Annotated in this window: 19 protein-coding genes; 9 read left to right on the plus strand and 10 right to left on the minus strand. The window is 64.0% G+C overall.

Going from position 1 to position 20050, the window contains the following annotated elements; genetic code table 11:
* Positions 1 to 76 precede the first annotated feature (76 nt).
* Positions 77 to 1507 carry an amidase gene (locus tag AB4037_RS20830; protein ID WP_441772806.1) on the plus strand — a complete coding sequence of 477 codons (1431 nt, stop codon included), beginning with the start codon at positions 77 to 79 and terminating at the stop codon, positions 1505 to 1507.
* Positions 1508 to 1696: 189 nt separating this feature from the next.
* Here the strand turns inward: AB4037_RS20830 and AB4037_RS20835 are convergent, their stop codons facing one another.
* Positions 1697 to 2869 carry a site-specific DNA-methyltransferase gene (locus tag AB4037_RS20835; RefSeq protein ID WP_441772807.1) on the minus strand — a complete coding sequence of 391 codons (1173 nt, stop codon included), beginning with the start codon at positions 2867 to 2869 and terminating at the stop codon, positions 1697 to 1699.
* Positions 2870 to 3136: 267 nt separating this feature from the next.
* Between AB4037_RS20835 and AB4037_RS20840 the strand changes: the two genes are divergently transcribed.
* The 5 genes from AB4037_RS20840 (at position 3137) to AB4037_RS20860 (ending at position 8298) form a co-directional block, all read left to right on the plus strand.
* Positions 3137 to 4117 carry an ABC transporter substrate-binding protein gene (locus AB4037_RS20840; RefSeq protein ID WP_434955435.1) on the plus strand — a complete coding sequence of 327 codons (981 nt, stop codon included), beginning with the start codon at positions 3137 to 3139 and terminating at the stop codon, positions 4115 to 4117.
* 182 nt (positions 4118 to 4299) lie between these two features.
* Positions 4300 to 5856, plus strand: coding sequence for a sugar ABC transporter ATP-binding protein (locus AB4037_RS20845; RefSeq protein WP_434955436.1), 1557 nt, complete (start codon positions 4300 to 4302; stop codon positions 5854 to 5856).
* A complete protein-coding gene (locus AB4037_RS20850; RefSeq protein WP_441772808.1) occupies positions 5849 to 6805 on the plus strand; it encodes an ABC transporter permease in 957 nt (318 codons plus the stop codon). The genes AB4037_RS20845 and AB4037_RS20850 overlap by 8 nt, the downstream gene beginning before the upstream one ends.
* The gene (locus AB4037_RS20855; RefSeq protein ID WP_441772809.1) at positions 6805 to 7842 is read left to right on the plus strand and encodes an ABC transporter permease; all 1038 of its coding nucleotides are present in this window, start codon (positions 6805 to 6807) and stop codon (positions 7840 to 7842) included. The genes AB4037_RS20850 and AB4037_RS20855 overlap by 1 nt, the downstream gene beginning before the upstream one ends.
* Positions 7843 to 7851: 9 nt before the next feature.
* The gene (locus AB4037_RS20860; protein WP_434955439.1) at positions 7852 to 8298 is read left to right on the plus strand and encodes an RbsD/FucU family protein; all 447 of its coding nucleotides are present in this window, start codon (positions 7852 to 7854) and stop codon (positions 8296 to 8298) included.
* Between the two features lie 18 nt (positions 8299 to 8316).
* Here the strand turns inward: AB4037_RS20860 and AB4037_RS20865 are convergent, their stop codons facing one another.
* Complete coding sequence (locus tag AB4037_RS20865) at positions 8317 to 8889, minus strand: ribonuclease HII (RefSeq protein ID WP_434955440.1); 573 nt, start codon at positions 8887 to 8889, stop codon at positions 8317 to 8319.
* 186 nt (positions 8890 to 9075) lie between these two features.
* Here AB4037_RS20865 and AB4037_RS20870 point away from each other — a divergent pair, with 186 nt between their 5' ends.
* On the plus strand, positions 9076 to 9537 hold the full coding sequence (locus AB4037_RS20870; RefSeq protein ID WP_434955441.1) for a hypothetical protein: 462 nt from the start codon (positions 9076 to 9078) through the stop codon (positions 9535 to 9537).
* A gap of 152 nt (positions 9538 to 9689) precedes the next feature.
* On the opposite strand, the gene AB4037_RS20875 is transcribed toward AB4037_RS20870, so the two are convergent.
* Positions 9690 to 10814: a PA0069 family radical SAM protein gene (locus tag AB4037_RS20875; protein WP_434955442.1), complete on the minus strand. Its 1125-nt coding sequence runs from the start codon at positions 10812 to 10814 to the stop codon at positions 9690 to 9692.
* Here AB4037_RS20875 and AB4037_RS20880 point away from each other — a divergent pair.
* Entirely contained in the window at positions 10795 to 11508 is a 714-nt protein-coding gene (locus tag AB4037_RS20880; protein WP_441772810.1) for a glycosyltransferase family 2 protein, read from the plus strand. The two genes, AB4037_RS20875 and AB4037_RS20880, sit on opposite strands and share 20 nt — an antisense overlap.
* An 89-nt stretch (positions 11509 to 11597) precedes the next feature.
* Here the strand turns inward: AB4037_RS20880 and AB4037_RS20885 are convergent, their stop codons facing one another.
* Positions 11598 to 12752, minus strand: coding sequence for an FAD-dependent oxidoreductase (locus AB4037_RS20885; RefSeq protein ID WP_441772811.1), 1155 nt, complete (start codon positions 12750 to 12752; stop codon positions 11598 to 11600).
* An 82-nt stretch (positions 12753 to 12834) separates the two neighbouring features.
* Here AB4037_RS20885 and AB4037_RS20890 point away from each other — a divergent pair, with 82 nt between their 5' ends.
* Positions 12835 to 13506 (plus strand): TetR/AcrR family transcriptional regulator, encoded by a 672-nt coding sequence (locus AB4037_RS20890; protein WP_441772812.1) that lies wholly within the window; start codon positions 12835 to 12837, stop codon positions 13504 to 13506.
* A gap of 70 nt (positions 13507 to 13576) precedes the next feature.
* On the opposite strand, the gene AB4037_RS20895 is transcribed toward AB4037_RS20890, so the two are convergent.
* The 6 genes from AB4037_RS20895 to AB4037_RS20920 all read right to left on the minus strand — a co-directional run bounded on the left by AB4037_RS20895 (position 13577) and on the right by AB4037_RS20920 (position 19945).
* Positions 13577 to 14656 (minus strand): ABC transporter ATP-binding protein, encoded by a 1080-nt coding sequence (locus AB4037_RS20895; RefSeq protein WP_441772813.1) that lies wholly within the window; start codon positions 14654 to 14656, stop codon positions 13577 to 13579.
* A gap of 10 nt (positions 14657 to 14666) precedes the next feature.
* Complete coding sequence (locus AB4037_RS20900; RefSeq protein WP_441772814.1) at positions 14667 to 15734, minus strand: Gfo/Idh/MocA family protein; 1068 nt, start codon at positions 15732 to 15734, stop codon at positions 14667 to 14669.
* Positions 15734 to 16744: a Gfo/Idh/MocA family protein gene (locus AB4037_RS20905; RefSeq protein WP_434955448.1), complete on the minus strand. Its 1011-nt coding sequence runs from the start codon at positions 16742 to 16744 to the stop codon at positions 15734 to 15736. Before AB4037_RS20905 ends, AB4037_RS20900 begins: the two co-directional genes overlap by 1 nt.
* A gap of 120 nt (positions 16745 to 16864) precedes the next feature.
* Entirely contained in the window at positions 16865 to 17734 is an 870-nt protein-coding gene (locus AB4037_RS20910) for a carbohydrate ABC transporter permease (protein WP_434955449.1), read from the minus strand.
* Complete coding sequence (locus tag AB4037_RS20915; RefSeq protein ID WP_434955450.1) at positions 17724 to 18656, minus strand: carbohydrate ABC transporter permease; 933 nt, start codon at positions 18654 to 18656, stop codon at positions 17724 to 17726. Before AB4037_RS20915 ends, AB4037_RS20910 begins: the two co-directional genes overlap by 11 nt.
* A gap of 5 nt (positions 18657 to 18661) precedes the next feature.
* Positions 18662 to 19945: an ABC transporter substrate-binding protein gene (locus tag AB4037_RS20920; RefSeq protein WP_441772815.1), complete on the minus strand. Its 1284-nt coding sequence runs from the start codon at positions 19943 to 19945 to the stop codon at positions 18662 to 18664.
* Positions 19946 to 20050 lie beyond the last annotated feature (105 nt).

The following is a 20050-nucleotide window of genomic DNA, read 5'->3' on the forward strand; positions in this document are numbered from 1 at the left end:
TCGCTCCGCCAGCGATCCGACGTGCGCGTTTTGCGCGCGTCGTAGCTTTTCATTTCATCACCAAGGGACACTCGTCATGACGACATTGCTGGAAACCTACGTCGAATCCGATGCGCTCGCTTTGGCCGGGCTGGTGCAGAAAGGCGAGGTGTCGCCACTCGAGGTGGTGGAGACCGCCATCACCGTGATCGAACAGCTCAATCCGAAGCTCAATGCAGTCATCCACCGCCTCTACGACATGGGCCGTGCCGCCGCAGCCGATGTCGATCGCCAGGCCGCGTTCGCCGGGGTTCCCTTTCTTGCCAAGGAACTCGCCAGTTCCTGGAAGGGGGCACCGCTCACCAATTCATCGCGTTATCTGAAGGATCTGGTGGCCGAGAGCGATTCGGTGTCGGTGCAGCGCATCCGGGCTGCCGGCCTTGTGCTGCTCGGCAAGTCGAATGCGCCCGAGAATGGCTGGTCGATCTCGACCGAGCCCAAGCTCTACGGCGCCACCATCAATCCCTGGAAGGAGGGCATCACCGCCGGCGGGTCGAGCGGCGGCACGGCGGCGGCCGTGGCCTCGCGCATGGTGCCGATCGGCGAGGCGAGCGATGGTGCGGGCTCCATCCGCGTTCCCGCCTCCTGCTGCGGCATCGTCGGCCTGAAACCCTCGCGCGGACGCGTCACCCTCGCTCCGGCGGGGGATTTCTGGTACGGCGGCGCCTATTTCCTCTGCCATTCGCGCAGCGTGCGCGATACAGCCGCTTATCTCGACGCCGTTGCCGGAGCCTTGCCGGGTGATCCCTACACGCCGCCCAGGCCGGCGGAGAGCTGGCTTGAATTGTCGAAGCGTACGCCTGCGCGGCTGCGCATCGGCTACACCGTCACGCCGGCCAACGGCACGCCGATCGACCCCCAGGTGAAGGCTGCGGTGCTGGCCACGGTGAAGACCCTAGAGGGCCTCGGCCATTTCGTCGAGGAACATGACATGGCCCTCGACGGCAATGATGCCTGGAAGACCTATACCCATATGTCTCCGGTCGAGACGGCCGCGATGTTCGACGGATTGGCCAGCGTGATCGGGCGTCCCGTCACCCGGGACGACGTCGAGCCGGTGACCTGGGCGGTGATCGAGCGCGGCCGCTCGATCAGCGGCGTCGAGCATGCCCGCGATGTCTGGAAATTGCGCGAACTCAGCCGTGCCATCGCCGAGGATCTTGGGCCTTACGACATCTTCATCACGCCGACCCTGACGCAGCTGCCGCGCCCGATGGGCTATTACGACATGTCGATGACCGATCTCGACCAGTACAACGCCAAATGGACGGATGCGGTCTTTGCCTTCCCGTTCAATCTTTCCGGCCTGCCCGCGATCTCGCTGCCGCTTGGATCGACGCCGGACGACATTCCGATCGGCGTGCAACTGGTCGGGCGTTACGGCGACGAGGCGAGCGTGCTGGCGGTTTCCGCACAGCTCGAACAGGCCATGCCCTGGAACGGCCGGCGCCCGGCCATCAGTGCGTGAGGGGCAATTACCTTCTCCCCTTGTGGGTATCGTCCACTCCACTTGGAGTGGACTGGGTGCCCCTAACGGGCGGATGAGGGGTCGCGCGACCCATCCTAAACGCCTTGCAGGCAGCCACCGGCAATGGGGAGGTTTCGTCGACCCCTCATCCGGCTGCCGCCGCCTTCTCCCGCAAGGGGAGAAGGAATTTTACCCCGCCGCTGCCAGTTCCTTGCGCAGGATGGCGCGTAGCTCGTCGATCAGCACCGGCTTGCCACCATCGTCATAGTGCCAATAGGTCCAGCCATTGCAGGCGGGCAGGCCTTGGGCGAGGGCGCCGATCTTGTGGATCGAGCCGACGATGTCGCCGAGCATGATCGATCCATCGACCCGCACGCGGGCTTGATGACGACGATTGGCGTCGGTCAGGATGGCGCCGGGCTGCAGGAGCTGGCGTTCGATCACGTTGGCGAAGGGAATGCGGGGTTCGGAACGCTTTTCCGCCGGTGCCAGCATGGCGGCATCGTCGACAAGCGTGGCGTGGGCGATGCGCTCGCGGGCATGGGCGATATAGGCCTGATCGCGCTCGATGCCGACGAAGTGGCGGCCGAGTTTCTTGGCGACGGCGCCGGAGGTGCCCGAGCCGAAGAAGGGGTCGAGCACGACGTCGCCGGGCTTGGAGGCGGCGAGCAGGATGCGTGCCAGCAGCGCCTCCGGCTTCTGGGTCGGATGGGCCTTGCGCCCCTCGTCGTCCTTGAGCCGTTCGGAGCCGGTGCACAGCGGGATCAGCCAGTCGGAGCGCATCTGCACATCCTCGTTGCCGGCCTTCAGCGCCTCGTAATTGAAGGTGTAGCGCGAGCGCTGGTCGCGCGAGGCCCAGATCAGGGTCTCATGCGCATTGGTGAAGCGCTTGCCGCGGAAATTCGGCATCGGATTCGATTTGCGCCAAACGATATCGTTGAGGATCCAGAAATCGAGATCCTGCAGGCTGGCGCCGACCCTGAAGATATTGTGGTAGGAGCCGATCACCCACAGCGTGGCATCGGGCTTCATCACGCGCTTGACGGCGGCGAGCCAGGCCCGGGTGAAATCGTCATAGTCGCGCAGGGATGCGAACTTGTCCCAGTCGTCGTCGACGGCGTCGACCATGGAATTGTCGGGCCGCTGAAGATCGCCACCCAATTGAAGATTATAGGGGGGATCGGCAAAGACGAGATCGACGCTCGCGGCTGGCAAGCGCTGCAACGCGGCAATGCAGTCGCCCTCGATGATGGTATCGAGCGGTAGAACCGCACTCGCCATTGCAGACGAACGCGATTCTACACGCTTCAACCCTGGGCTCATCCGAAGCGCTTGGGCGGCTCCGGTACGCGAGATACTCATGGGGTACTCATACGCAACGCTTACTGACAACACGGTGGATCCTGGGCCGGTTTGGTAAATTCCGCGTTGCCATCCTAATAAAAATTTCGTGCCGGAACGGGACGCCCGCCGCTCCGCCACGCTTGCTGTGATTGTCCGCGTTCTGCTCAAATTGATGACTTGACGCGATTGAAATTGTCCGACCATTCTAGCCGCCGACCATGGCACCGAAACTGCGTTGCCGGCGGTCCGGGCCCGTCGGAACCAGGGCCCAAACGGGAGAGAAACATGATTACGCGTCGTTCCTTGCTGCAGATCGCGGCCGGCAGTGCTGCGTTCACCGGCCTCGGGCTGGTGCCTGCTTACGCCGACCTGCCCAAGCTGAAGAAGAAAGACAAATACAAGGTCGGCTTCGCGCAGACGGAGAGCAACAATCCCTGGCGTCTGGCACAGACCGCCAGCATGAAGGACGAGGCCCAGAAGCGGGGCTGGCAGCTCGTCTACACCGACGCCGCCGGCTCGGCCGCCAAACAGGTCGCCGACGTACGCTCGATGATCGCCCAGAAGGTCGACGTCATCCTGCTGTCGCCGCGCGAGGAAAAGCCGCTCGTGCCAGCGGTGATGGAAGCCAAGAAGGCAGGCATCCCGCTCTTCCTGATCGATCGCGGTGTCGATGCCAATCTCGCCAAGGGCGGCAAGGACTATGTCGCCTTCATCGGCTCCGACTTCATCAAGGAAGGCGAGATGGCCGGCGAATATCTGGCCAAGGCTGTCAACGGCAAGGCCAAGATCATCGAGCTGCAGGGCACGGTGGGCTCTTCTCCGGCCAACGACCGCAAGACGGGCTTCGAGAAGGCGATCAAGGCCTATCCCGACATGAAGATCATCGCCTCCCAGTCGGGTGACTTCGCCCGCGACAAGGGGCGCCAGGTGTTCGAGACGCTCTATCAGGCCCATCCCGACGCGACCGCCCTCTATTCGCACAATGACGAGATGACCATGGGCGCCATCGCCGCGATGGAGGCTGCCGGCAAAACACCGGGCAAGGACCTGATCCTGGCTTCGATCGACGGTACGCGCGATGCGGCCCAGGCCGTTTCGGACGGCAAGCTTCTCGTCCTGATCGAATGCAATCCGAAATTCGGTCCGGCTGCCTTCGACGCCATCGTCAAATATGCCGCCGGCGAAGCCGTGGCGCCGCGTCTCGTCAATACCGACCGGCTGTTCAACAAGGACAACATCGCCGCTTATTTGCCGGAATCCTATTGATCCGGCGGTCTTAGAACGCTGACTTTTGTCATTGCCGGGCTAGCCCCGGCAATCCAGCTCCTCCTTTATGACAGAGAGCCTGGATGCCCGGGTCATGCCCGGGCATGACAGAGGTCGAGCCTAAGCGGCGATTCTTTACAATGATAGAGGCGGGTTTAGCCGCCATTAGAGCTAGAGACTGAATGGCACCATCGTCCCCGCTTCTTTCCATGGACGCCATCACCAAGAGCTTTGGTGGCGTCAAGGTCCTGCATGGCGCGACCCTCGACATCGCCCCTGCTGAGGTCATGGCCTTGGTGGGCCAGAACGGGGCCGGCAAGTCGACCATGATCAAGATCCTCAATGGTGCCCATACGCATGATGGTGGCACCATCACCTTCGGCGGAGCACCCTGGCAGGCCAGTTCTCCGCAGCAGGCCCAGCGCCTGGGGGTGAGCACCATCTTCCAGGAACTCAACCTGATCGGCTATCGTTCGGTCGCCGAGAACATCTATCTCGGCCGCGAGCCCAAGCACCGCGGCTTGTTCATCGACTGGAAGGCGATGAATGCCGGTGCACGCGAACTCCTGGCCCGTTTCGACGTCAATATCGACGTTACCCAGCCGCTGGGTGAATTTCCCACCGCCATCCAGCAGATGGTGGCGATCGCCCGCGCGGTGTCCTTCAAGGCCCGCCTGGTGATCATGGACGAGCCGACTTCCTCCCTCGACGAGGCCGAGGTGGCGGTGCTGCTGCGCACCATCCGGCAGCTCAAGGATGACGGGGTTTCGGTGCTGTTCGTCACCCACAAGCTCGACGAGCTCTATGCCGTCTGCGACCGGGTCACCATCATGCGCGACGGGCGCACGGTCGCCGTTTCGCCCATGCAGGACATGCCCAAGCTGACCCTTGTCTCTTCCATGCTCGGCAGGGCCCTTGCGGAAGTGATGGCGAAAGGCACCGCCGCCGAACGGGGAGAGGGCTCGGCTGTTCGCGAGGAACTGCTCGGCGTGCGCTCGCTCGCCGTCGGGCGGCGCGTCAGCGATGCCTCCCTTTCGATCGACAAGGGCGAGATCGTCGGATTGGCTGGATTGCTGGGTTCGGGCCGTACCGAGACGGCCCGCGCCATCTTCGCCGCCGACAGGCGCGCCAAGGGAGAGATCGCCTTCAATGGAGCCAAGACGGAGTTCCGCACGCCAACGGAAGCCATCAAGGCCGGAATGGGATTTTGTTCGGAAGACCGCAAGGTCGAAGGCATCGTCCCCGACATGTCGGTCGCCGACAATCTCACCCTCGCGCTGATGCCGGCCCTTTCGCGAGGCGGCCGCTTCGACCTTGCCGAGCAGAGGCGGATCGTCGAGCGTTTCATCAAGGAAATCGGCATCAAATGCTCGGGCCCGGACCAGAAGATCCGCGAATTGTCCGGCGGCAATCAGCAAAAGGTGCTGCTCGCCCGCTGGCTGTGCATGAATCCCAAGCTTCTCATTCTCGATGAGCCGACGCGCGGCATCGATGTCGGGGCCAAGGCGGAAATTCTCAACCTGATCCGCCGCTTTTCCGCGGAGGGGCTCGGCGTGCTGGTGATTTCTTCCGAACTGGAGGAGGTCATCGAGGCGGCAAGTCGCGTCTTCGTGCTGCGCGACGGCTTGAGCGTGGCGGAGCTGCGCGCCCCTAACATCAATGAGGACAGCATCATGGCCGCCATGGCCCACGGCGCCAGCCCCGCAGCCGACGAGACGGGAACGGCTAACCATGCGTGATGTTCCTGCGTTTCTGCAGCGCTACGGTGTCATCATCGCGCTGCTGCTTCTGATCGGCTTCAATTTCGCCGTCACTCCCAATTTTGCCACCACCCAGACCCTGTTGGTCAATCTCACCCAGGTCTGCACCATCGTGATCGTCGGCATCGGCATGACGCTGGTGATCGCAACCGGCGGCATCGACCTGTCGGTTGGTTCGCTGATGGCGATTGCCGGTGCCCTGTCGCCGATGATCTTCACAGGCAAAATCGTGGATTTTTCCAACCTCTATGTCGCGATCGCCTTCGGCATCGTCATTCCGGTGCTGGTCGCGGGCGTATTCGGCCTCTTCAATGGCTGGCTGATCACCCGCTACAACATCCAGCCGATCATCGCGACGCTGATCCTGTTCATTGCGGGCAGGGGGCTCGCCCAAGTCTCCACCAATGGCGACCTGCAGGTCTTCAAGGTCCCGGAATTCCAGGCGATCGCGCTCGGCAAGGTGCTGGGATTGCCGTTCCAGGTCTGGATCATGGCGGTTCTGGTGATCGCGGCCGCCTATGTGCTCAAGGGCACCGTGTTCGGCCGGCAGGTCCTGGCGGTCGGCGGCAATGAGGCGGCGGCCCGACTCGCCGGCGTGCCGGCGGCCCGCGTCAAGGTGCTGGTCTACTTCATCTGCGGCCTGTGCGCCGGTATCGCCGGCCTCATCGAGATCGCCATGAACTCGGCAGCCGATGCCAATCTGATCGGCATGGGCAAGGAACTCGATGCCATCGCGGCGGTGGCGGTTGGCGGGACGCTGCTCTCCGGCGGCCGGGCTACCATCGTCGGTACCTTGCTCGGAGCACTCATCATCCAGCTGGTGCGCTACACCTTGCTCGCCAACGGAGTGCCGGATGCGGCGGCTCTCATCGCCAAGGCAGTGCTGATCGTGCTCGCTGTCTGGCTCCAGCGGCAGGGGACGGCGTGATGGCGAACTTTCGGTTCTCTCCGGCCCTCGGCGTGCTGCTGGCCCTCGTGCTGCTCGCGGCCTTCGGGGCCTGGCGCTATGACGGCTTCCTCGGCACCTACAACATCCAGACCGTGCTGCGCTACAATTCGATGTTTGCGCTGGTCGCCCTCGGCATGTGCTTCGTGATCATGACTGGCGGCATCGACCTGTCGGTCGGCACCACCGCCGCGCTGGCCAGCGTGGTCTCCGCCTATCTCAGCTCCTATGGCCTCATCGCCGGCGCCGCCGGCGGGCTTGCGGCGGGAGCGGCCGTCGGCATCATCAATGCGCTGATCATCACCCGTTTGAAGATCCTGCCTTTCATCGCCACGCTCGCCACCATGCTGGCGGCGCAAGGCACGGCCCTGCTGCTGGCCAACAACCAATCGGTCTCGGCTTCCTATGACACGGCCTTCACCGCGCTCGGGCAGGGCGATCTTCTCAGCTTCATGCGACCTGAATGGGTGGATGCCGAAAATGCCGGCACCGCCGCGAACATTCTCGGCTTCATCCTGAGCTTCCCGACGCCGGCCTGGATCGCCCTGGTGGCGTATATCGTGGGCGCCATTACCCTGAACTCCACCTCTTTCGGGCGCCATGTGCTGGCGGTCGGCGGCGGCGCGGAAGCCTCCCGGCTGATGGGCTTGCCGGTCAACCGCACCATCTTCGCGGTCTATGTGATCTCCGGCGTGACGGCCGGCATGGCGGGCGTGATCCTGGCCTCGCAATTCGGTGCCGGCCAACCGATCGAAGGCATTGGCTGGGAGCTGATCGCCGTCGCCTCGGTGGTGGTGGGCGGCACGCTGCTGACAGGGGGCAAGGGCTCCATCGGCGGCACGCTGGCCGGCGCCCTGCTGCTCGGCCTGATCTACACGATCCTCAATTTCGAGAATGGCATGGGCTGGATCTCGCTCTCAGCCTATTGGCAGTCGGTGGTGCGCGGCGCCTTCTTGCTGATCGTCGTCATACTGCAGGCCAAGCTCATGCAGACCAGACCTGCGCAGATCGCAAAATAGGAAACTACCATGCTCAAGAATATCGATCCGTTGCTGAATGCCGATGTGCTCTATGCCCTCCGAGCGATGGGCCATGGCGACACGCTGGTGATCTGCGACACCAATTTCCCGGCCGATTCGGTCGCTCGCGAGACGGTGCTGGGGGACCTCCTGCGCATCGACGGTGTGACGGCCGCCCGTGCGGTTGAGGCCGTACTGTCGGTTGTGCCGCTCGACACCTTCGTCGACGACTCGGCCCGCCGCATGGAGATCGTCGGCTCGCCCGACGAAGTCCCGCCGGTCCAGCAGGAAGTGCAGGCCGCGATCGACAAGGCGGAAGGCAAGTCCTGGCCGATGACCTCGATCGAGCGCATGGAATTCTACGAACACGCCAAGAAGGCCTATTGCGTGATCGCTACTGGCGAACGGCGCTTCTATGGCTGTTTCATCTTCCGCAAGGGCGTGGTCGCGCCGTAAGGAGACAGCACCGCTCTCTCAAACCCGATATGCCTTCAGCCTTCCGAAGGACAGGCGGTGATGCGGGCAGGGTCCATGCGTGTCGATGGCGGCGGTATGTTCGGGCGTGCCGTAGCCCATATGGCGCTCGAAGCCATAGAGCGGGTAGGTGGCCGAAAGCTTGATCATCAGGCGGTCGCGGGTGACCTTGGCGATGATCGAGGCGGCGGAGATGGTCGGCACCAGCGCGTCACCGTCGATGATGGCGCGGGCCGGAAGCTGCAGGCCGTGGGGCACGTCCTTGCCGTCGATCTCCACCGACGAGGGGCGCAGGGACAGCCCCCTGACGGCCCGCCGCATGGCGTCCAGCGTGGCGCCGCGGATGTTGAGCCGGTCGATCAAGGCTGGACTCGAAAAGGCGACCGAGACAGAGAGCGCCGAGGCCATGATCTCCTGATAGAGCTCTTCGCGCCGTGCCGCCGTGATGACCTTGGAATCGGCCAGGCCGACCGGCACCCTGTCGGGATCGAGGATGACGGCGGCAGCCGATACCGGGCCCGCCAGCGGTCCCCGGCCAGCCTCGTCGACGCCAGCGAGAAGATGTTTTGTCATGAACTGGCGTTAGAAGATTCCCGCCGGCAGGTCCAGCGCAGAGGGTGGGCTGACGCTGTACCGATACAAATCGTGACTTGCTTTGTGCCTCTGCCATGTCAAGTTTAGCCGCAATTTTTCACGGTATGTTGCCGACAACGATGGACAGCGTTTGGGCAGATAGCGTTTGTTGCGGGGCAGGGCGGAATGCAAAAGAACGTGACCGATATCGAGGCTGCTACACCTTCTCAGGACCATCAATCCCAGAGCGAAGCGGCGCCGGCTCCGATCAAGGCTGGCTTGCCCTCCGACAATGTGTTCGATCGCCTGGTGCATGACGAGGAGGATGTCGTCGGCCTGCTGGCCTTTTCCCTCTCCACGCAGAACAAGCGCGACTGGCTGGTGGCTTTCAAACAGGAGGTCGGGCGCGATCCGACACCGGACGAATTGGCCGCCTACGACATCGGCGAGCGGATCGACCGTCGCCTGGCAACCTATCGCAAGCTCGCCGAGCATGCCCTGGCCGGCAATTCCTTCTGGGCTTCGGCGACCCTGACGCCCGTGAGCGAACTGCCCGGCCCGACGATCAGCGAGCTTTTATCCACGCCGGCCAAACCGGAGCCGGCCAAACCGGCGCGCTCGTCCTGGTTCAAAGGCAGCAAGCGGTGATTGCCGGCAGTTCTTCGGATATTAGGGCGGAAGAAGACCGTTTCTTCACGGTCCGCGGCGTTGCCCCCTTGCCCTCTCTCTGTAAGAACCGGGCAACGGCAAGGGCGACAGGCAACACGACCGAAGAACGAAAATATCTGCTTTTCGCCTGATCAGAACAGCGCCAGTTGTTCACCCATCCGCACCGGGCGGGTGAACAGGTCCGTACGCAGCTTCAACCGCCTGGCGTTGAGGCCCAGCCGGGCGGCAGCCAGTTCGAAACGCCGCCCGATCATCCAGGCATAGGGTCCGGTTCCCGACATGCGCAGGCCCCAGCGCGAATCATAGTCCTTGCCGTCGCGGCTCGATCGCATCAGCGAGAAGACATGGTTCATGGCATCGGGGCGATGCTCGCCCAGCCAATCGCGCATCAGGCCCGAAATCTCGAGGGGCAGGCGTAGCATGACGTAACCCGCCTCGCGGGCGCCCGCCGCACGGGCCGCTTCGAGGATGCGCTCGATCTCGGCATCGTTGATCTTGGGGATGATCGGCGCCACCATCACCGTCACGGGAATGCCGGCATCGGCCAGCTGACGCATGGCCTTCAGGCGCAAGGACGGCGTGGCCGCTCGTGGCTCGAGCGAGCGGGAGAGCTTTGCGTCGAGGGTGGTCACCGACAGGGCGACCTTGACCAGGCCGCGCCGCGCAAGGCGTGCGAGAATGTCGATGTCGCGGGTGATCAAGCCCGATTTGGTGACGATGCCGACCGGGTGGCTGGTTCTATCAAGAACCTCCAGAATGGAGCGGGTGATGCCGCGCTGGCGCTCGATCGGCTGGTAGGGGTCGGTGTTGGTGCCCATCGCGATGGTGCGCGGCTGATAATTCCTGGCCGACAATTCTTTTTCCAGCAGGGTCGCCGCATTCGGCTTGGCGAACAGCTTGGTCTCGAAGTCGAGCCCCGGCGAGAGTCCCATATGCGCGTGCGTCGGCCTGGCGAAGCAATAGACGCAGCCATGCTCGCAGCCGCGATAGGGGTTGATCGAACGGTCGAAGGAGATGTCCGGCGAGTCGTTGAAGGTGATGATCTTGCGGGCCTGCTCGTCCTGGATCTCGGTGCGCAGAGTCGGCAATTCCTCGATCGAGTTCCAGCCGTCATCCTCGATGAAGCGCGAAAGCCCTTCGAAACGCCCGCTGGCGTTGGAGCCGGCGCCGCGGCCCCGCCGCCGATCGATGTCGATCACGGTCGTGCCCACCGGCACCGCATCGGTAAGAGAGACCTTGCTTATCGGCACGCCCATGGCCGCCTCCGCGAATCAAATTCCTCTGTTCTCATTAGAACAAAAAGAGAACATTGCTGCAAGCGAAACGAAATTGCCGATAATTTGCGCAGGATCGGCTGTTTCGGGCTCTGATTTCGAAGGGCGCCGCGTGATATGCGAGGAGGAGAATGAGACTGAAACAACCCCCCTGCCTGCCATGATCAGTGTCGTCATCGCCGCGAACGGCCAGGAATTGCTGCTGGCGGAAACGCTGGCTGCCCTTGTCCCGGCGGCGGCGGATGGTTTCGTGCGCGAGGTGGTGGTCGCCGAGAGCGGATCTTCCCAGGGCACGCGCCTGGTCGCGGATGCCGTCGGCTGCGTCATCGTAGAAGGTGACGAGCGTACCGGCCTCGAGGCTGCCCGCAGCGATTGGGTGTTGGTGATGGCCCCCGGCGTGCGGCTGGAGAGCGATTGGTTTCGCGAAGCCGGCGTGATGATGCAGCGATTGCAGAGAGTGGGCGACCGGCCGGTCGCGATGCTGTTTCGCGGCGCGGTCGACGATTATGGCTGGCGGGCAAGAGCGCGGGAGATCCTGCTCAAACTGTCGCGCAGCCGCAGGCGGCGGCAGGCCGTGCTGGCGCCCCGCCAAGCGCTGCTGGCCGGCGCGCGCCTGGCAATCCATGCGCTGCGGGCGCGTGCTTTTACGGGCGGGGTCGGGCCTGTTGGCTTATGAGACAGATCCTGTCGGCTTGAGCCAGCCTTTTGCCCGCGATGATCCGGCGAGAGCGTCGGCCGTCATGCCGGCACTGGTGGTGGCGCGGATCAGGACAGGGCGCTTTCTTCCTGTCTCCCCTGATGGGCGGCAGTGAGGAAGTCGATAAGTCCGAACGGAGCGCGGTCGCCGAGGCAGATTTCCAGCATCAAATGCGCGTCCGCGGCTTCGGGGGCGCTGCGCGCGAACATCGCATTTTCATGGATGGCGAGGGCCGCTTCGATGTCGTCGGGGCGAGCGGCGATCGCTTTTGCGAGTTCGGCGCCGTCGAGCATCGCCAGGTTCCCGCCCTCGCCGGCGGGGGGCATCAGGTGGGCGGCGTCGCCGAGAAGCGTCACCCCGGGCACGCGGTCCCATCGGTGTCCGACGGGAAGCGCATGGATCATGCGCGGGGTCGGCGGAGTCTCGCCATCGGTAATCAGCGCGGTGAGCGCCGGCGCCCAGCCCTCGAATTCAGCTGCGATCCGGGCTGTTGCGGCAGCGGCGTCACTAAAGTCGATGTCGGCGATCCATTCGGCGGAGCGGTTCAACTCGACATAGGTGTGAAGGATATTTCCGGCCTCGCGATGTGCGACGATGCCCTTTCCCGGGGCGAGTGCGTACATCGCGCCGCGGCCGACGGCTCCGGCAGACGCGGAATGCCGTTCGTCGACATCATGTAGATAGGTCTCGATCAATGTGGTGCCGACATAGTCGGGCTTCGCATCGGACAGCAGGGGGCGGACCTTCGACCAGGCGCCATCCGCCCCCACGAGAAGTTCCGTTCTCGCGGTCGACCCGTCCGTGAATGCCAACTCGTGCCGGCCATCGCCGAGGTCCGCGACGTGGGCGAGCTTCTTTCCCCACTGAATCGTATTCTCGGGCAGGGACTGGACAAGAATTCGTCGCAGGTCGCCTCGAAGCACCTCGGGACGTCCGCTGGTGCCGTCGTCGGGCTCGTCGAGTAATAAGTTGCCGTGTCGGTCGAGAATGCGTGCCGCCGCGCCGCCCCGGTGGATGATCGCGTGGAATTCATCGAGGAGGCCGGCGTCATCGAGCGCGCGTTGCCCGTTATATTCGTGGATATCGAGCTGTCCGCCCTGCGTGCGCGCCCCGGCCGAGGGCTCGGCCTCGTAGACCGTCGCCGAGATGCCGTGCCGGGAGAGGACGCGTGCGAGGATGAGGCCGCCGAGGCCCGCGCCGATAATCGTGACTGGTGTCGTCATTCTATTCCTTTCAAATGTCTATGGAACACTGTTCCATAGACATTTGTTGGAACGATGTTCCAACCATGTCAAGATGGTGGGTATGACAACCAAGATTCAGCGAACCGGACGGCGCGCGGACACGCTCTCGAAGGAGAGGATCGTCGAAGCCGCGATCGAGATCCTGGACAGCGGGGGGGAAGGCGCCCTGACATTCCGCGCACTCGCCGCCCGTCTGGCAACGGGAAGCGGAGCGATCTACTGGCACGTCGCCGACAAGGACGAGCTCCTCGCGGCTACCACCAACGATATCATTGCCCGCGCCATGACCGAGGTGGGCGATGGAGACAGGCCCCAGCAGGCCATCAGAGCCATGGCGCTCGGTGTGTTCGATGCGATCGACGCACACCCCTGGGTGGGTGCGCAACTCTCCCGTGAGCCATTGCAAGCCGCCATGCTCCAGATTTCCGAAGGCATCGGCAGCCATCTCCAGGCGCTCGGCGTTCCCGAGCGGGCGGAGTTCGACTGCTGGTCCGCGCTCGTGAATTACATTCTCGGCGTCGCCGGGCAGAACGCTGCGAATGCCCGTCTCGCCCCGCGCGAAATGGACCGGACGGCGTTCCTCACCACCGTTGCAGCGCGGTGGAGGCAGCTCGACCCCGCCAAATATGCCTTCGTGCATCGGTTGGCGACGCGGCTGCCCGGCCATGACGACCGGGAGCAGTTCCTTGCCGGCATCGACCTCATCCTGGCCGGGATCGCAACCGTCCGATAGCGTTGCCGACCCATCCATCTGTCGCGGGCGCACCACCCTTCGAAATCGGCGTTCCGGCGATCCGCTGGGCTCACCGTCGCAGGGAAGCACCCTCTTGGTTGAAGACATGGCAGAGGGCGGGGTCGGCGCGCAGGGGCACGGTTTCGCCATGGCGGACTCGTAATTGCCCAGGGGCCGAAATGGTCAGGTTCTCCCCGCCTGAGGTGGTTGCGTAGAGCACGGTCTCTCCGCCGAGATGCTCGACCAGATGGACTTTGACGTCGCCGAGCGGCTCGCCGGCCCCGCCGCCGACCAGGACATGCTCGGGGCGCACGCCGAAGGTGACGGGGGCAGTCGTCCTGGCGCCCGCTAGAGGCGAACCGAGGCTTACGGTTCGGCCGGCAACTTCGATCGCATCGCCGGCTCCGGCCAGGCGGCCGGCCAGGAAATTCATCTTGGGCGAGCCGATGAAGCCGGCCACGAACTGGTTGGCCGGCGCGTTGTAGAGATCGAGGGGTGCGCCGACCTGCATCACCACGCCGTCGCGCAGCACCACGATCTTGTCGGCCATGGTCATCGCCTCGACCTGGTCGTGGGTCACGTAGATCATGGTGTTTCCGAGATCCTGGTGCAGCTTGGCGATCTCCACGCGCATCTGCACCCGCAGTTCCGCGTCGAGATTGGAAAGGGGTTCGTCGAACAGGAAGATGCGCGGTTCGCGCACGATCGCCCGCCCGATGGCGACGCGCTGGCGCTGGCCACCGGACAGGGCCTTGGGGCGGCGCTGCAAATAGTCCTCGATCTTGAGGATCCTGGCGGCATGGCGCACCCGTTGGTCGACCTCGGCCCGCTTGTAGCCGGCGGTCTCCAGCCCGAAAGCGAGGTTCTTGTAGACCGTCATGTGCGGATAGAGGGCGTAGGACTGGAACACCATGGCGATGCCCCTGCGCGAGGCGGGGACATTGTTCATGCGTTCCCCGTCGATGGTGAGGTCGCCGCCCGAAATCGGCTCGAGACCGGCGATCATGCGCAGAAGGGTGGATTTGCCACAGCCCGACGGGCCGACGAACACCGTGAACTCGCCCGGTTCGATGACAAGATCCACGCCGTGAATGACGTCCAGCGAGCCGTAGCGCTTCACCACCTTGTCGAGCCGGATGCTCGTCGCCATGTCGTCCTCCTTACGGTCGCCAACCGCGATATTTCGGATGATCGGGGCCGATCGGCAGGGCCACGTCGCTGCCGGTCTGGGCGGAATGATAAAAGGCGGTCGCCAGTTCCAGCGCCCGGCGCGCATCGGCAACCGTGACCGGGACCGGTGCACGGCCGTGCAGGGCCTCGTGCAAGGCATCCATCTGGCCGAGGAAGCGGCGGCCGACCGGGGGCAGGTCGGCGACGAGATCCTTGATGTCAGCCGCCACGGCCTCGTTCGCTGGCAGGATCGTCCAGGGGTCGTCACCCGGCGAATAGGCCTCGCCGCCGCTCTCGAAAGTGACGTTTTCGAAGCACAGGCGCAGCCGCGAAATCTCGTTCTGCGAGCCCAAAGTGGCGCTGGCCGCCACCAGCGCGCCATTGTCCATTTCCCAGGAGGAGGAGACGCAATCCTCGACCTCGATGGCGTTGACCCTCGTCGTCGCCCGTGCGAACAGCCGCCGCACCGGTCCCATCAGATGGGTCATCATGTCATGCTGGTGGATGGCATGGGTCATCAGCACCCCGCCGAGCTCTGTGTCCCATTTGCCGCGCCAATAGACGGCATAATAATCGGGCGTGCGCTTCCAATGCGTTTCGACCGTGCCAAGATAGGGCTTTCCGGCCAACCCCGCCTCGATGATGCGCTTGGCCTTCTGCAGACCCTCGCCGAAACGGTACTGGAAGATCGGCATCAGGATCTGGCCGCTCTGGGTCTGGGCATTGGCCAGAAGATCGGCCTCGTGCAGCGAGCCCACCAAAGGCTTTTCGCAGACAACGTGCTTGCCCGCCGCCAGGGCCCGGCTGACCAGCTCGAAATGGGTTGCGGGCGGTGTGGCGATGTCGATCACGTCGATATCGTCGCGAGCGAGGAGTTCGTCGAAATGCAGCGTGCGGCTTTCGGCCGAGAATTCATCGGCAACCGCATCGAGGCGTTCCTGGTTGCGATCGCAGACGGCGGCGAGGCGCCAGCGTTCGGGGCGCGGCGCATAGGCCTCGGCGATATGCGCGCGCCCGATGTTCAGCCCGACGACGGCGACGGATTTGATCTCGCCCATCACGCAGCCTCCTCGGCGCGCTGCTGGGCCTTGAGGGCGAGTTCCATCGCCTTGAAGCAACGGGCCTGCGGCATGGCCGTCTCGGTCCGCTCCAAGACGTCGGTGATGAACTGCCGGCCGAAGGGAAGCTCGACCGCCGAACAATCGATATGCTGCATACCCTTCCGATCGGTGAGGAAGAGATGGTCTCCGCCGGCGCGGCCGGCGACATCGACATATTTTCGCAGCTCGATGGTGCCTTGGGTGCCGGTGATGAAGAGCCGCCCGTCGCCCCATACCGGCAGGCCGTCGGGCGTGAACCAGTCGACGCGGATATAGCCCGTGACACCCTGCGGCGTGCGAAGGTGGACATCGCCGACATCCTGCAGGCCGGGCTTGTCGGCATTGGCGCGGTTGCCGACAGAGGCGGAGAGGATATCGGCATCCTCGGCGCCGGTGAAGAACAGGAACTGCTCGAACTGGTGGGCGCCGATATCGACGAGGATGCCGCCATAGCGCTCGCGCTCGAAGAACCAGCCCGGTCGCTGCGGCTTGCGCAGGCGATGCGGGCCGAGTCCGGCCATGGTCACGATCTCGCCGATGGCACCCGAGGCCACCAGTTCGCCGGCCTTCACGGTGGCGGGCACCTCGAAATGTTCCGAATAGAGGATGGAGAGGATGCGCCTGGTCTCGGCCTGCACCAGGCGCACGCTCTCAAGCTGGCCGAGGCTGGTCATGCCCGGCTTGTCCAGCAGCACATCCTTGCCGTGGCGCATGGCCGTGACGGCGACGTCGGCGCGATCGCCCGGAATGGCGGCGCTGACGATCACATCGATCGCAGGGTCCTCATAGAGCCGCGCCGCCTCGGCGACGCGTGGGATCTCGGGATAGGCCCCGGCAAAGGCGACGGCGAGATCGTCTTCGGTGGCATGAAAGCCCGTGCAGACGGCACCGGCCTGCCTGAGCGCCCTGATCTGGCCGTGGATATGGTCGTGATTGATGCCGATGACGGCGAATTTCAAAGGTTTCATATCAATTGTCCGCTCGGGCGTTCTACTTTCAGATTGAATCGCTAGAATCGCAAAATGCGTCTGTTCCCAGTGTGTTAAGTCGAACGAAGACTTCGGCTTGAACGCATTTTGCTCCGGATGTCAGCGTTTCATGCCGGTGGTGGCGATGCCTTCGATCAGAAGGCGCTGGAAGAACAGGAAGACCAGGAAGATCGGGATCAAGGAGAGCACCGACATGGCGAACAGGGCGCCCCAGTCGGAGGTGCCGCTGGCATCGACCAGCGAGCGCAGGCCAAGCTGGACGGTGTAGGTGTGGATGTCGCCCAGATAGATCAGCGGCCCGAAGAAATCCTCCCAGGTCCAGATGAAGGAGAAGATCGCGGCGGTGGCGAGGACAGGCATGGAAAGCGGCAGCACGATCTTCCAGTAGATGCGCCAGGCGCTGCAGCCATCCATCATCGCGGCCTCGTCGAGCTCGCGTGGCAGGCCGCGGAAGAACTGCACCATCAGGAAGATGAAGAAGGCATCGACCGCGAGGAATTTGGGCACCACCAGCGGCAGCCAGGTGTTCACCCAGCCGATGTTCAGGAACAGCACATATTGAGGAATGAGGGTGACGTGGTAGGGCAGCATCAGCGTGCCCAGCATCAATGCAAACCAGAAGTTCTTGCCGAAGAACTGCAGCCGCGCGAAGGCATAGGCCGTCAGCGAGGCGGCCATGACGTTGCCGATCGTCGCCAGCACGGAGATGGCGAGCGAGTTGAGGAAGAAGGTTCCAAAGCTCACCTGCAGTCCGAACCAGCCGGTTTCATAGGCCCGGATCGAGACCTGGGAGGGGATCAGCGAAGTCTGGCCGCCGAAGATGTCGTCCGCCGGCCGCACCGAGCCTGCCAGCATCCAGAGCAGCGGATAGAGCATCACGAAGGAGGCGGCGATCAGGCCAGCATGGATCAGGGCCGAACGCAGGACTGAGCGCTCCGGCGCGTGCACGGCGGCGGCGTCAGTCGTCATAATGCACCCAATAGCGCGCGGTGAGGAAGGAGAAGGCGGTGAAGAAGGCGATGATCAGCACGAGGATCCAGGCCAGCGCCGAGGCATAGCCCATGCGGAAATAGCCGAAGGCCTCCTGGTAGAGATAGAGCGTGTAGAACAGGGTCGAGTTGATCGGGCCGCCATTGCCTTCGGAGATGATGAAGGCGGGCGTGAAGGCCTTGAAGGCTTCGATGGTCTGGATGACGAAATTGAAGAACACCACCGGGGTGAGCAGCGGCAGGGTGATCTTGAAGAATTGCCGGGCCTTGGAAGCGCCGTCGAGGCTGGCGGCCTCGTACATGTCCTGCGGAATCTGGCGCAGGCCCGCCAGGAAGATGATCATGGGCGAGCCGAACTGCCAAACCGAGAGCGCCACCAGCGTGTAGAGCGAATAGCGCGGATTGGAGATCCAGCTCGGCCCGTCGATGCCGGCGAGGGCGAGGAGGGAATTGACGAGGCCGTCGGCGGCGAAGAGCTGGCGCCAGAGCACTGCGATCGCCACGGAGGCGCCGAGCAAAGAGGGCAGGTAGAAGATGGCGCGATAGAGCGGAAGCCCTCTTATGCCGCGATTGAAGGCCATGGCCAGAGCCAGGGCGAAGATCAGCTTGAGCGGCACCGACAGCAGCACATAGGTGAAGGTCACCTTCATCGCCGCCGCGAATTTCGGATCGGCGGTGGCGATACGCACATAATTGGCGGTGCCGACGAATTGCGGGCTCTGCAGCAGGTCATAGTCCGTGAAGGACAGATAGAGCGAGGCCAGGGCCGGCCCCAAGGTGAGGCCGAGAAAGCCGATCAGCCAGGGCGCCAGGAACAGATAGCCGGCACCGTTTCGGCGCAGGGCCTGCCGCAGCCGACCTTCGGAGATCTCGCTGGGCTGAACCAGTGTCGTCGCGGCCATGGCGCTCAGCCCCGTTTCAGGATGGACTCGGCTTCCGCAATGAACTGTTCGCCGCCTTGTTCCGGCGTCGACCCGAAGGCGACTTCCTGGCTGATGCGCTGCAGCACGAAGGAGATCTCGCCAGCCCCCTTGGGCGGGGAGGGCGGCAGGCCCCCGACATAGGGGTCGAGCTTGCCGACATAATCGACCATCTGCCTGCTGACGTCGTCGAGCGAGGCGGCGGCAAGGTCGCGCATGGCGGGGGAGGCGGGAACGCCCCGCTCCACGCCGAGGATCTTGACGCCGGCGGGATCGTGCACGGTGAAGTTGGCCAGCTTGACGGCGAGCTCCGGCGCCTTGGCGTCCGAGGAGATCGACCACATCTGCGAGGGCTTGAGATAGTGGCCGGGCTTGCCCCCAGCGAGGATGGGATAGGCCGTGATCGACAGTCTGGCCTTGCTGAGCTGCTGGGCGCCAATGAACTGGTTGGAGTGCAGGAAGCTGGTGGCCGAGTAGCCGAGGGCGAGGGGCGAGGTTTCCAGCGTCAGCTTGTCGAGGGCCTGGATGTCGGCGCTGACGCTGCCGCCGGAATCGCGCAGGGCGCCCCAGAGCTTGAACCAGTCGGCGGCATCCTTGGCGTCGAAGGCGAGTGCGCCCTTGTCGTCATAAAGGGCCTTGCCCCGTTGCCGTAGCCAGAGTTCGAAGGCCGGCTCGACGCCGCTGGCATCGGCCGTGGCGTAGAATTTCTTGCGCTTGTTGGCCTTGCCGAAAGCCTCGCATTTGCCGGCGAATTCCTCCCAGCTTGTGCCGAATTTCGGCGGCTCCACGCCCGCTTCCTGCCAGGCAGCGGGGTCATAGGCCATGGCTGAGGAGTTGACCCCGAGATTGATGCCGTAGAGCTTGCCGTCGACGCTGCAAGAACCGAGATTGGCCTTGCCGAAATCGGCGATGTCGAGAAGGTTGCCCAAATATTGGTCGAGCGGCAGGATGGCCCCGCGGCGGGCATATTCGAACATGTAGCGATAGTCCATCTGGACTAGGTCCGGCGCATTGCGCCCGGCGACGCGGGTGGCGAGACGCGGCCAGTAGTCGCTCCATCCGGTGAATTCGGTCTTGGTGTCGACGCCGGCATTCGCCGTCCGGAAGGCGTCCACCGCCTTGTTGGTGCGGTCGGCCCGCTCCTGCGAACCCCACCAGAACACCCTGAGCTGCTTGTCCTCTGCCCGGGCCTGACTGCCCAGCAGGACGGAAGCGGCAAATCCGCAGCCGGCTCCGAGCATTGCACGACGACTGACGAGATGGGCACGCATGGCTTCCCCCCTTTTCCGGTCCGTATGGCTGCTTGAAAGCCGGTTTTTCTGCGTTCTTGTCTTTGTACTCGCGGGTTTCGATACCGATATGACGTTACGTGACAT

This window comes from Labrys sp. KB_33_2, assembly GCF_052114505.1.
In the GTDB taxonomy this organism is placed as follows: domain Bacteria; phylum Pseudomonadota; class Alphaproteobacteria; order Rhizobiales; family Labraceae; genus Labrys.

Excerpts from the sequence above, each read along its gene's own strand:
- AB4037_RS20830 (WP_441772806.1), top strand. The coding sequence starts at position 77 with ATGACGACATTGCTGGAAACCTACGTCGAATCCGATGCGCTCGCTTTG.
- AB4037_RS20835 (WP_441772807.1), bottom strand. The coding sequence starts at position 2,869 with ATGAGTATCTCGCGTACCGGAGCCGCCCAAGCGCTTCGGATGAGCCCA.
- AB4037_RS20840 (WP_434955435.1), top strand. The coding sequence starts at position 3,137 with ATGATTACGCGTCGTTCCTTGCTGCAGATCGCGGCCGGCAGTGCTGCG.
- AB4037_RS20845 (WP_434955436.1), top strand. The coding sequence starts at position 4,300 with ATGGCACCATCGTCCCCGCTTCTTTCCATGGACGCCATCACCAAGAGC.
- AB4037_RS20850 (WP_441772808.1), top strand. The coding sequence starts at position 5,849 with ATGCGTGATGTTCCTGCGTTTCTGCAGCGCTACGGTGTCATCATCGCG.
- AB4037_RS20855 (WP_441772809.1), top strand. The coding sequence starts at position 6,805 with ATGGCGAACTTTCGGTTCTCTCCGGCCCTCGGCGTGCTGCTGGCCCTC.
- AB4037_RS20860 (WP_434955439.1), top strand. The coding sequence starts at position 7,852 with ATGCTCAAGAATATCGATCCGTTGCTGAATGCCGATGTGCTCTATGCC.
- AB4037_RS20865 (WP_434955440.1), bottom strand. The coding sequence starts at position 8,889 with ATGACAAAACATCTTCTCGCTGGCGTCGACGAGGCTGGCCGGGGACCG.
- AB4037_RS20870 (WP_434955441.1), top strand. The coding sequence starts at position 9,076 with ATGCAAAAGAACGTGACCGATATCGAGGCTGCTACACCTTCTCAGGAC.
- AB4037_RS20875 (WP_434955442.1), bottom strand. The coding sequence starts at position 10,814 with ATGGGCGTGCCGATAAGCAAGGTCTCTCTTACCGATGCGGTGCCGGTG.
- AB4037_RS20885 (WP_441772811.1), bottom strand. The coding sequence starts at position 12,752 with ATGACGACACCAGTCACGATTATCGGCGCGGGCCTCGGCGGCCTCATC.
- AB4037_RS20890 (WP_441772812.1), top strand. The coding sequence starts at position 12,835 with ATGACAACCAAGATTCAGCGAACCGGACGGCGCGCGGACACGCTCTCG.
- AB4037_RS20895 (WP_441772813.1), bottom strand. The coding sequence starts at position 14,656 with ATGGCGACGAGCATCCGGCTCGACAAGGTGGTGAAGCGCTACGGCTCG.
- AB4037_RS20900 (WP_441772814.1), bottom strand. The coding sequence starts at position 15,734 with ATGGGCGAGATCAAATCCGTCGCCGTCGTCGGGCTGAACATCGGGCGC.
- AB4037_RS20905 (WP_434955448.1), bottom strand. The coding sequence starts at position 16,744 with ATGAAACCTTTGAAATTCGCCGTCATCGGCATCAATCACGACCATATC.
- AB4037_RS20910 (WP_434955449.1), bottom strand. The coding sequence starts at position 17,734 with ATGACGACTGACGCCGCCGCCGTGCACGCGCCGGAGCGCTCAGTCCTG.
- AB4037_RS20915 (WP_434955450.1), bottom strand. The coding sequence starts at position 18,656 with ATGGCCGCGACGACACTGGTTCAGCCCAGCGAGATCTCCGAAGGTCGG.
- AB4037_RS20920 (WP_441772815.1), bottom strand. The coding sequence starts at position 19,945 with ATGCGTGCCCATCTCGTCAGTCGTCGTGCAATGCTCGGAGCCGGCTGC.